The sequence below is a fragment of the Bradyrhizobium sp. P5_C11_2 genome (assembly GCF_054049755.1).
In genome coordinates this window covers 1-10,011 of record NZ_JBFULT010000270.1, presented here as the reverse complement: position 1 = coordinate 10,011, position 10,011 = coordinate 1, and the positions used below count along the sequence as shown (strand labels likewise).

Annotated in this window: 5 protein-coding genes and 1 pseudogene; 2 read left to right on the top strand and 4 right to left on the bottom strand. The window is 64.8% G+C overall.

Features of this window, described 5'->3' with window-relative positions; all coding sequences use genetic code 11:
* Window positions 1-98 precede the first annotated feature (98 nt).
* From ACXJL8_RS23365 to ACXJL8_RS23350, 4 genes are all read right to left on the bottom strand, one after another.
* Window positions 99-620 carry a hypothetical protein gene (locus ACXJL8_RS23365; RefSeq protein WP_456620269.1) on the bottom strand — a complete coding sequence of 174 codons (522 nt, stop codon included), beginning with the start codon at window positions 618-620 and terminating at the stop codon, window positions 99-101.
* Between the two features lie 271 nt (window positions 621-891).
* Window positions 892-2,523 carry a DUF882 domain-containing protein gene (locus ACXJL8_RS23360; protein ID WP_456620270.1) on the bottom strand — a complete coding sequence of 544 codons (1,632 nt, stop codon included), beginning with the start codon at window positions 2,521-2,523 and terminating at the stop codon, window positions 892-894.
* 268 nt (window positions 2,524-2,791) lie between these two features.
* Window positions 2,792-4,990 carry a L,D-transpeptidase scaffold domain-containing protein gene (locus ACXJL8_RS23355; RefSeq protein WP_456685656.1) on the bottom strand — a complete coding sequence of 733 codons (2,199 nt, stop codon included), beginning with the start codon at window positions 4,988-4,990 and terminating at the stop codon, window positions 2,792-2,794.
* 343 nt (window positions 4,991-5,333) lie between these two features.
* On the bottom strand, window positions 5,334-6,830 hold the full coding sequence (locus ACXJL8_RS23350; RefSeq protein WP_456620272.1) for a sigma-54-dependent transcriptional regulator: 1,497 nt from the start codon (window positions 6,828-6,830) through the stop codon (window positions 5,334-5,336).
* Window positions 6,831-6,954: 124 nt separating this feature from the next.
* Between ACXJL8_RS23350 and ACXJL8_RS23345 the strand changes: the two genes are divergently transcribed.
* On the top strand, window positions 6,955-8,859 hold the full coding sequence (locus ACXJL8_RS23345) for a M3 family oligoendopeptidase (protein ID WP_456685655.1): 1,905 nt from the start codon (window positions 6,955-6,957) through the stop codon (window positions 8,857-8,859).
* 260 nt (window positions 8,860-9,119) lie between these two features.
* Window positions 9,120-10,011: pseudogene (locus tag ACXJL8_RS23340) on the top strand (cell division protein); the annotation flags it as partial.

Here is a 10,011-nt window from a genome sequence, read left to right as displayed (position 1 = left end):
TCCCGGATTACGCTTCGCTCCATCCGGGCTACGAGACTGCGTCGGTCCGGCGCGCAGCTTCGATCCGCAAGATTGCCGGTCTCGTCTCAATTGCCGCGTCAGCGTTTGGAGTCCCGTCGGGCCTGCGCCCGCTTGTTGGCCTGCGAGACCCTTCCGATTTTTTCCGGTGGAAGTTTCTTGATCCGGCGGCGGCTCGGGATGGACCGCATGCCGTCATGCGAAGTTGGGGGCGTCTGCGGTCGCGCAAACTGACGTGCCCGGCGAAGTGCCAGCGCCCGTCGCGCCGCTTCCCCGAGCTCCCGTCGTGCCTCAAACTTCCGGATGCGCCTCAGCTCGTTCTTGACGCGTTTGATGGCGGCAGCGAAGACTGATTGGCGCCGGTTTGCGTGCTCTGCCGTTCCGGAGAAGCTCTTGCCGCGCGGGTCGGCCGTCCCCTTTGTTTCGCGGCGTCGATGCCGCGACAATGTACGCTCCCTGTCGCGCAGATCCCGTAGCCGGTCGCGAAGGCCCTCAAGTCCATCGCGCTCCATTTCTCCAACCACGGGATGGTGCGTATTCAAGATGACTTCGCGCTCGTCCTGGTTCAGAAGGCTGAGCTCGGATTTGCATGGAACTGACATCGCACGCTCCCTTCCGGGTTATTCGCGCATTGCCACAATGCGCGCTTGGAAGGCGCGGCGATACCGGGTGATTACCCGTTGGAAGTGGGGGAATCCTCCTTAGTGCACATGCGCACCAGGCTTGGGCAAAATCCGTTCATCTGTCGTCACGGACATGCGAGCACAGCGCGTGCACGAGGCCGGGACGACACGGAGGATGTGGCGCTGTCAGGTCCGTGGATTGCGTCGCACCATCCGGGCTACGCGACGCTGTGTTCGTGGAAATACCGCTTCAGCGCAGCGCGGCGGTGCGCACGACGAAGGACGTCGTCTCGAGCTTTGCGGTCGCGCTGCCCGAGAAGCTGTCGCAGGACAGGCCCTGCATCGGATCGTCGGCAAAGCCCATCGCGATCACGGCCTGCGGCTTGACGAAATAGGCGCGCATCGCGGTCATGTCGAGCTCACCCATCAGCGTGACCGACATCGAGCGGCTGGCGCTCGGCGACAGCATCACGATCTTGAGCCAGATGCTCTCGCCCTTGGCCGCGGAGAGCCGGGTCGCGGTTGCGACCATGCCGTCGATGCTCTTGCCGACCACCGTGTTGATCTCGGTCGCGGGCGCGAGGTTGCGCGTCGCAGATGCAGGCCGTGCCGAGCGCGGGAGCGGGGCGGAGGCGGCGACGACATTGGCACGATCGACCGGCGAGGCGGCCGGCGCGTAGGCCAGTGCCTGGTAGGCTGCGTTGGAGACGCTTGCGGTCGGCTGCGGGTCGGTGGCGGCGGCGAGCGCCTGGCGCGCCTTCAGCGCGGCGACCTGCGCCGGTGTCGCCTGCTGCGGCGTGGCCGGGGTATCCCAGAAGCCGCGGGCGTTGATGATGTCGGCCGGCGTCTCCGGCTTTGCGTCAGCAGACTTGCCGGCGGCAGGCTTGTCAGCCACAGGCGCGGGTTTCGGTTTCGGCGGCGCAACAAGCTGCGCATCGGCCGAAGCGAGCTGGATCGTCGCGGCCATTGACGGCTTGGCGCGGGGCGTCGGCACCGGATCGGCCGGCTTGGCCGCGGCTGCGACCACGGTCGGCGCGCCGGGCTTCGCGGTCGCCGCAGGCGCGCCCTCGTCATCCTCGTCGCTGCTCGTGGCGGCCGGAGCCGTCTTGCCCTTGAACAGGGCGGCAAAGAAATTCGGCTTGCTGCCGGAATCGTCGCCGCTGCCGCGGCGCTCGATCTCGGCCTTGGCGAGCTCATAGCCCTTCAGCGGCGTGCCATCGGTCGGGACATGAACCGTGCGTCCGTCCGGGAAGACGCGGGCGAGCTGGTCATGCGTCATCCGCGGCCAGTGCCGGATGCTGCCGGTATCGAGATGCACGAAGGGCGAGCCGGAGGTCGGATAGAAACCGACGCCGCCGCGCTGGAGGCGCAGGCCGGCGAAGCGGATCTGCTCCAGCGGCACGCCCGGAATGTAGAAATCCATCGCATGCCCCAGCATGTGCTGGCTGAAGCGCGCCACACCGGAGGAACGGCGGCGCAGCATGGCGTTGGTGGCGGGGGAACGGTAGGAGGAGATGATCTGGATCGGCTGCTTGCCGTCGACGTCGCGATAGACTTCCCAGAGGATGTCGAACAGGTGACGGTCCATGACCGTCTCGTCCTGGGTGCGCCAGTCGCGCAGGAAGTGGTTGAGCTGTTTCAGGGCCGCTTCGTCGAAGCGCCCGTCGCGCTTGAAGGTGACGGTAAGATCTTCGCCGGAATGGGTGTGGTGGAACGAGAGCGTCTTGGTTTCGTTCAGCGCCGCGGCGTCGTGAACTGAACCTGCGGCAGCAAACAGCAACACGGAAGCGAGGCCGATCCGGGAACCGGCCCTCACTCCCGCATGGGACAACGACAGCACAAAGAATTGGCGTGCGAGACCAGTCAGCACGTTAGAGCCCACCCAGTCGACCAGCGTTCAAAATGGACTCTCCCGCCAACCCCGCTAGCGCGCGAAAGAGGATGAACGCTTTGTTAAAGCGAGAAGGTTAATTTGAGGTTGACCTTCCCGCCCCCAGAACCAAGTCAGAGTACCGACCTAAGCGGCCTAGTGTGGCGAAAAAACGCCCGCTGCCCGAGCGCGGGTGGAGAGTGGTTAACGTTAAACGGCCCCATCCGGGGGATGGGGCCGCTGATTTTATTGAAGAATTTCAGGAAAAGCGGCGCCGGGCTCAGCGGGTGAACACCCGCTGCTGCTGCGGCCGACGGCCGACCGGAGCCGGCGGCGGGGTCGGCGCCCCGAACAGCCGTTCGAAGAAGTTCGGACCGGACGAGCCGAAGCCACCGCCATTGTTGGCTATCGCCACGCCGGATGGCAGCGTCGTCGCCGGGCGCGAATAGCTCGGCTGCGAGTGCGCGACGACGTTCTCGAGATCCTTGCCGCGGCCGTTCTTCAGGATGTTGATCATGGTCGCGTCGCGGCCATAGACGTCCTTGCGGAATTGCAGCTTGCCGCCGTCGTCCACGAACGCGGTCTGGTAGGTGATGTTGACCGGGATCGGGGTCGGGAATTTCAGGTCGATCTCGCTCTTGCCGTACATGCTGCGCACGCGCTCCGGCGTGTACTTCTCGTTCGGCATGGTGATGTTGAGCAGAACGGAAGCGTACTGATCCGGATTCTGCACGCGCATGCAGCCATGGCTGAAGGCGCGCTCGTCCCTGGCGAACAGGTTCTTGTCCGGCGTGTCGTGCTGATAGACCAGGAACTTGTTCGGGAAGTTGAAGCGGATGCGGCCGAGTGCGTTGGCTTCACCGGGCGGCTGCGAGATATGGACCGAACCGTCGCGGTTCTGTTCGAGCTTGAGGCCCATGCGCTGGAGCACGGTCGGGTCCTGCTGAAGCGCCGGCAGATATTCGTTGTAGACGATCGACGGCGGCACGTTCCAGGTCGGATTGACCGTGATGTACTTCATCGTCTCGGTGAGCAGCGGCGTGGCGTGCTGGCCCGGCTTGCCGGTGACGACGCGGGTGGTCCAGACCTGCTGGCCGCGCTGCATTACCTTCAGCGTGTAGTCGGGAATGTTGAGGATGACATAGGCATCGCCCAGCGAGGGCACGCCGAGGTCGCGCGGCAGCCAGCGCCAGCGCTCCATGTTCACCAGCACGACGTCGATCTGCTTGTCGCGCTTCGGGCTGTTCAGCGCCTTGACCGTCTTGTCATCGAGGATGCCGGTCGCCTTGATCTCGGCGCCGTCCTGGAATTTTCGCACGGCTTCGGCGACCGCGGCATCGTAACGGGTGTCGCTGGCGTTCTCGGCGATGCCGAGCTTGGCGCGGAGCTGCGGCACGCGCGGATCTTCCACGACGATTTCAGCCTGCTTCTTGCCGCGGGCCGGGGTGTATTTCAGCGCGGGGCCGTCGGCGATCTCGATCACCGGGCCGTCGGTCTGGCCGCGCAGCTGCGCCAGCTTCGCCTTCAATTCCTTGTAGAGCTTCTGCGGCGGGTTGTAGCTGTCGAGCGCGGCGGAGGCATCGGTCGCGGTCGTGACCTTGGCGAGCACCTCGCTCGGATCGGTCGGATGCTCGGGATAGAGGATGTCGCCGCTGACCTGCGACCAGTGCATGCGGCCGCTCTGGGCCTGGCGCGCATAATCGAACATGCTGGCGGTGAGCTTGAGCTCGGCGTCGGCGAGCGCATCGGGTGTCGTCGCGGCAGCGAAATCCGGCACCGGATAGTCGGCGGGATTGAGGCCGTCGGAAGCCGCATCCTTCAGCCGCGCGATCACGCCCTTGGCGGCGGCGGTCAGGCTGCCGCCCTGGGTCCAGACCGGCGCGAAGTCGCGTGCGCCGTAAAACTTCTCGACGGCGGCGCGCTCGTTCTTGCGGTCGAGATAGCGCGAGGTCTTGGCGCCGATCATGTCCTTGAGCTTGTCGGYGACCGGCTGGTCGGCGGCCGGAACGTTGCTCGCGGCCTTCACCGGCTCGGCGGCGGGCGCTGCAGCGGCAGGTGCTGCCGGAGCGGCCGGCGTTGCCGTCGCAGTGTCGGCCTTGGCAGGCTCGGTCTTTGCGGGTTCCGTCTTGGCCGTCTCGCTCTTCGGCGCCTCGGTGGCGGGCGTGGTGGCGACGTCGGAAGGCTTGGTCTCGACCTTGTCGGGTGCCGGCGCGGCTTCGGCCTTGACGGGCTCCTTGGCGGGCTCCTTCACGGGTTCCTGGACCGTGGCGGTGGTGTCGAGCTTGATGTCGGCGGCGGTTGGAGGCGGGACGTTGGCGGGCTCGGGGCGCGGGATCGCGGCTTCGATCGCCAGCTCGGCGGCGCTGCTGCGCGCCTGATCCTGCGCCAGGGCTGAGCTGGCCGACACCGTGAGGAAGGTCGCCGCGACCGTCATCAAGACGCGGTCAAAGCCTGCACGGTGGTTCAAACAGTCACGCATTGTGTCGCACCCCTCGGGTGAACTGTCCCTTGTGGAACAGCTTTGTTATCGTCTTCAGCTTCGGCTAAACCGCGCCGGCCTCTCGAAAGTTGCACGCCTGCACGCAACGATTCCTACGCAGACGATATACAGGCCCCGATTTTGCAGCCAGCGCTACCGGGGACAACTCACGACAAACTGACTTCTAGGAAGCCGCTTTGCAACGGATTGTGCGCTTCTGCCACGCGCTTTTCCCTCTGTCTGTCACTTCCAAGTCACGGTTCAAAGTGCAGACGAATTCTGCCGTAATGCGAAGGGCTTGCGGCCACGCCGTCGGGTCAGAAAATCCCCCCTCGCATCAGGCTCAGTGCGTCTCCTCACCGCTTTTCCCGCCATGTCCCTGCACGCCGGCCTCGTCGAGCTTTCGATAGAGCGTCGACCGGCCGATTTTGAGGCGGCGTGCGACCTCGGACATCTGTCCGCGGTAATGCGAGATCGCAAAGCGGATGATCTCGTTCTCCATCTCCTCCAGCGGGCGGACATCGCCGGTCGCGGTCAGCATGGCGAGAGTTCCCGTCGAGGGGAGCGGAGCAATCGGTATTTCGTTACCTGAAACCATGGCCGGCATCGCGATCGGCTCGATCATCAGCGGTGCGGTCGGAATGTCCGTTGCGGCGTGCGGATGCGAGCCAAGCAGCGGGAAATCGCCGAGGCCGAGCTGGTCGCCTTCGCTCATGACCACGGCACGGTAAACAGCGTTTTCGAGCTGGCGGATGTTGCCGGGCCAGTCGAGCTGCGCGAGGTGCGCCACCGCCTCGCCGCTGATGCCGGCGATCGCGCGGTTTTCCTCGGCGGCGAAGCGCGCCAGGAAATGCCGCAGCAGATGCGGAATGTCCTCGCGCCGGGCCCGCAGCGAGGGGATCGTCAGCGGCAGCACGTGCAGGCGATAGAACAGGTCCTCGCGGAAATGGCCCTGCTTCACCCGCTCCAGCAGTTTGCGGTTGGTGGCCGAGATGATGCGGACGTCGACCTTGACCGGCTTGCGGCCGCCGACCGCCTCGACCGCGCCCTCCTGGAGCGCGCGGAGCAGCTTGACCTGCGCGGTCAGCGGCAACTCGCTGACCTCGTCCAGAAACAGCGTGCCGCCATGGGCCTCGACGAACTTGCCCATGTGCCGTTCGGTCGCGCCGGTGAAGGCGCCCTTCTCGTGACCGAACAGGATCGACTCGACGAGGTTGTCGGGAATCGCGCCGCAATTCACCGCGACGAACGGCTTTGCCTTGCGCTCGCCGCTGCCATGGATGGCGCGCGCGAACATCTCCTTGCCGACGCCGGACTCGCCCTCGATCAGCACGGGAATCGACGAGCCCGCCGCCTTCTGCGCGGTCCGCATCACGCCCGCCATCGCCTCGGCGCGCGTGACGATGTCGGAGAAGGTGAGCCGTCCCTCGCGGCTGTGACGGATGCGCTGCAATTCGCCCTTGAGTGCGGAGGCGTTGAGCGCGTTGCGCAGAGAGACCTGGAGCCGCTCCATGCCGACCGGCTTGACCACGAAGTCGGCCGCGCCCGCGCGCATCGCCGAGATCACGTTGTCGATGCCGCCATGGGCGGTCTGCACGATCACCGGCACGGTCAGGCCGGCCTCGCGGATTTTCGCCAGCACGCCCATGCCGTCGAGGCCGGGCATCACGAGGTCGAGGATGACGGCGTCGATAACAGGTCCGTCGGGGGCGGTGAGGGCGGCAATCGCGGCGTCGCCGGACTCGACGACGACCGTCTCATAGCCGCATTTCTGCACCATGTTCTCGACCAGCCGGCGGGCTACTGCGTCGTCGTCGGCGATCAAAATACTGGCAGCCATGGTGTTCCCCGCACGCTACTACTATCTGTCTCGAATCGGGGCACTCTGGCCGAAGCCGATTAACACACTCTTAAATCTTGATGACCCCGCCCGCCGCGTTTGTTGAACACAGGTTTCCAGCACAATGACTTCGCGCTCCACATCCGCCCTCCGCAAGCCGAACACCAAAAAAGCCGCCAAAGCCAAATCCTCCAAGCCTTCATCTGCGAAGCCTTCACCTGCGAAGCGTTCGCCTGCGAAGCCCGCGAGCAAGACCGCCAAGCTTCCGGAGTGGAACCTCGCCGATCTCTATTCCGGGATCGACGCGCCGGAAGTGGCGCGCGATCTCGAAAGGATGGATGCCGATTGCGTCGCGTTCGAGACCGACTACAAGGGCAAGCTCGCGACAGGGACAGCAAACGAAGATGGCGGAAAGTGGCTCGCCGGCGCCGTGCGACGCTATGAGGCGATCGACGATCTCGCCGGCCGTCTCGGCTCCTACGCCGGCCTCGTCCACGCCGGCGACAGCGTTGATCCCAAGATTTCAAAGTTTTACGGCGATGTGTCGKAGCGCCTCACGGCGGCGTCCACCCATCTTCTGTTCTTCGCGCTCGAGCTCAATCGTGTCGATGACGATATTTTGACCCGCGCGATGCAGGCGCCAGAGCTCGCGCATTACCGCCCCTGGATCGAGGACCTGCGCAAGGAGAAGCCGTACCAGCTCGACGACAAGCTCGAGCAGCTCTTCCTGGAGAAGGCGCAGACCGGCTATTCCGCCTTCAACCGGCTGTTCGACCAGACCATCTCGGGTCTTCGCTTCAAGGTCGGATCCAAGGAGCTTGCGATCGAGCCGACGCTCAATTTCCTGCAGGACCGCGACGGCGCCAAGCGCAAGGCCGCGGCGGAAGCCCTGGCCAAGACCTTCAAGGCCAATGAGCGCACTTTCGCGCTGATCACCAACACGCTCGCCAAGGACAAGGACATTTCCGACCGCTGGCGCGGCTTCAAGGACGTCGCGGATTCCCGCCACCTCAACAACCGCGTCGAACGCGAGGTGGTGGACGCGCTGGTCGCCTCCGTGCGCGCGGCCTATCCAAAACTGTCGCACCGCTATTACGCGCTGAAGGCGCGCTGGTTCAAGAAGAAGCGGCTCGCCTTTTGGGACCGCAATGCGCCGCTGCCCTTTGCCGCGACCGACACCATCGCCTGGCCCGAGGCGCGGAACATGGTGCTATCGGCCTATCGCGGCTTCTCGCCCGACATGGCCGACATCGCCGAGCGCTTCTTCACCGACCGCTGGATCGATGCGCCGGTGCGTCCGGGCAAGGCGCCGGGCGCCTTCTCGCACCCGACCACGCCGTCGGCGCATCCCTATGTGCTGATGAACTACCAGGGCAAGCCGCGCGACGTCATGACGCTCGCCCATGAGCTCGGCCACGGCGTGCACCAGGTGCTGGCGGCGAAGAACGGCGCGCTGATGGCGCCGACGCCGCTGACGCTCGCCGAAACGGCGAGTGTGTTCGGCGAGATGCTCACGTTCAAGCGGCTCCTTGCCCAGACCAAGAATGCAAAACAGCGCCAGGCGCTGCTCGCCGGCAAGGTCGAGGACATGATCAATACCGTGGTGCGGCAGATCGCGTTCTATTCGTTCGAGCGCGCGGTCCACACCGAGCGCAAGAACGGCGAGCTCACCGCGACGCGGCTCGGCGAGATCTGGCTGTCGGTGCAGGGCGAGAGCCTGGGTCCCGCGATCGAGATCAAGGCGGGCTACGAGAACTACTGGATGTATATCCCGCACTTCATCCATTCGCCGTTCTACGTCTACGCCTACGCGTTCGGCGATTGTCTCGTGAACTCGCTCTATGCGGTCTACGAGAACGCGGCCGAGGGCTTTGCCGAGCGCTACCTCGACATGCTCGCCGCCGGCGGCACCAAGCACTATTCCGAACTGCTGCGGCCGTTCGGGCTCGATGCCAAGGATCCTAAGTTCTGGGATGGGGGCTTGAGCGTCATTGCCGGCATGATCGACGAGCTGGAGGCGATGGGCTGAGGCGGGGGGAGCTCCTTCCGCGGGGGCGGTTGCCGTCGAAGCGTGCCGGAGCCGTCCGCACCGAGTGCGGCGCCGCAGGGCAAGTGCGGCGTCCGCGCGAGTTCCATGCGCGCCCGCCGAGGGACCGCCGCGGCATAGCCCAAACTTTTACTACGTGGGATTGAACGTTCGCGCAGCCCGCGAGACGAATCCAAAGATACTTGGAAAGTGAATTTCAACTGTTGATTGTCGATTGATCGATTTTTGCTGGGGAGACGCCCATGCTCGATCAGGGGTCCGCCACGCCCGTTCCGGAGTCGAAAAACGCTGCGGCGATCGACGAGGAAATTCCCTGGTGCGAAAAGCACCATCAGATCGTTCGGGACGAAATCGCGGCGATCAACACGCGGCGCGAGCCGGAGCGGCACCTCGATGCCGATGGCCTGGAACCCTGCCAGTTGCTCGACGTCACCGGGCTCGCATTGTCCGGTGGCGGCATTCGCTCTTCGGCCGTTTGCCTTGGTGTGTTGCAGGCGTTGAACCACCACAATTTGATCGGGCGGATCGACTATCTCTCCACGGTGTCGGGCGGCGGCTACATCGGCACCTCTCTCAGCGCCACAATGACGACGGCGCGGCGATTTGTATTCGGTGAAAGACCGGGCGGCGGGACTATCACGGCCGCCGAGATCAGCGACACGCCTTCGGTCGGACATCTGCGCAACTATTCGAATTACCTGATCCCTGCCGGCGCACGCGATCTCCTGACCGGAATCGCGATCGTCGTGCGCGGACTGGTCGCCAATATCGGGCTGACATTGCCAATCGTGCTGTTGCTGGCGGCCGTCACGATCTGGTCAACGCCTCTGCGGAGTTGCCTGACGGTTGCCAACATCTTCGGTCTCAGCCTCGCAAACAACAAGCTGTGCGAGTTGCACGATTTCAGCCTCATCGATCGCTACGGTTTCAGCACCTTCGGTGCGGCCATCGCCCTGGTCATGTTTCTGTGGAGCGGGCTTGCCTATCTCACCTCGCGCTCCGTCCGCTGGAGTGGCTCCAGCGTTGTCTTCGCCTATATTGGAGGTATCGCATTATTGCTGGGCGTTGCATGCGACTTCGCGCGCTTTCTCCAGGTCCAGCATTTTGCGCTGACCCTGTCGATCGCAATCATCG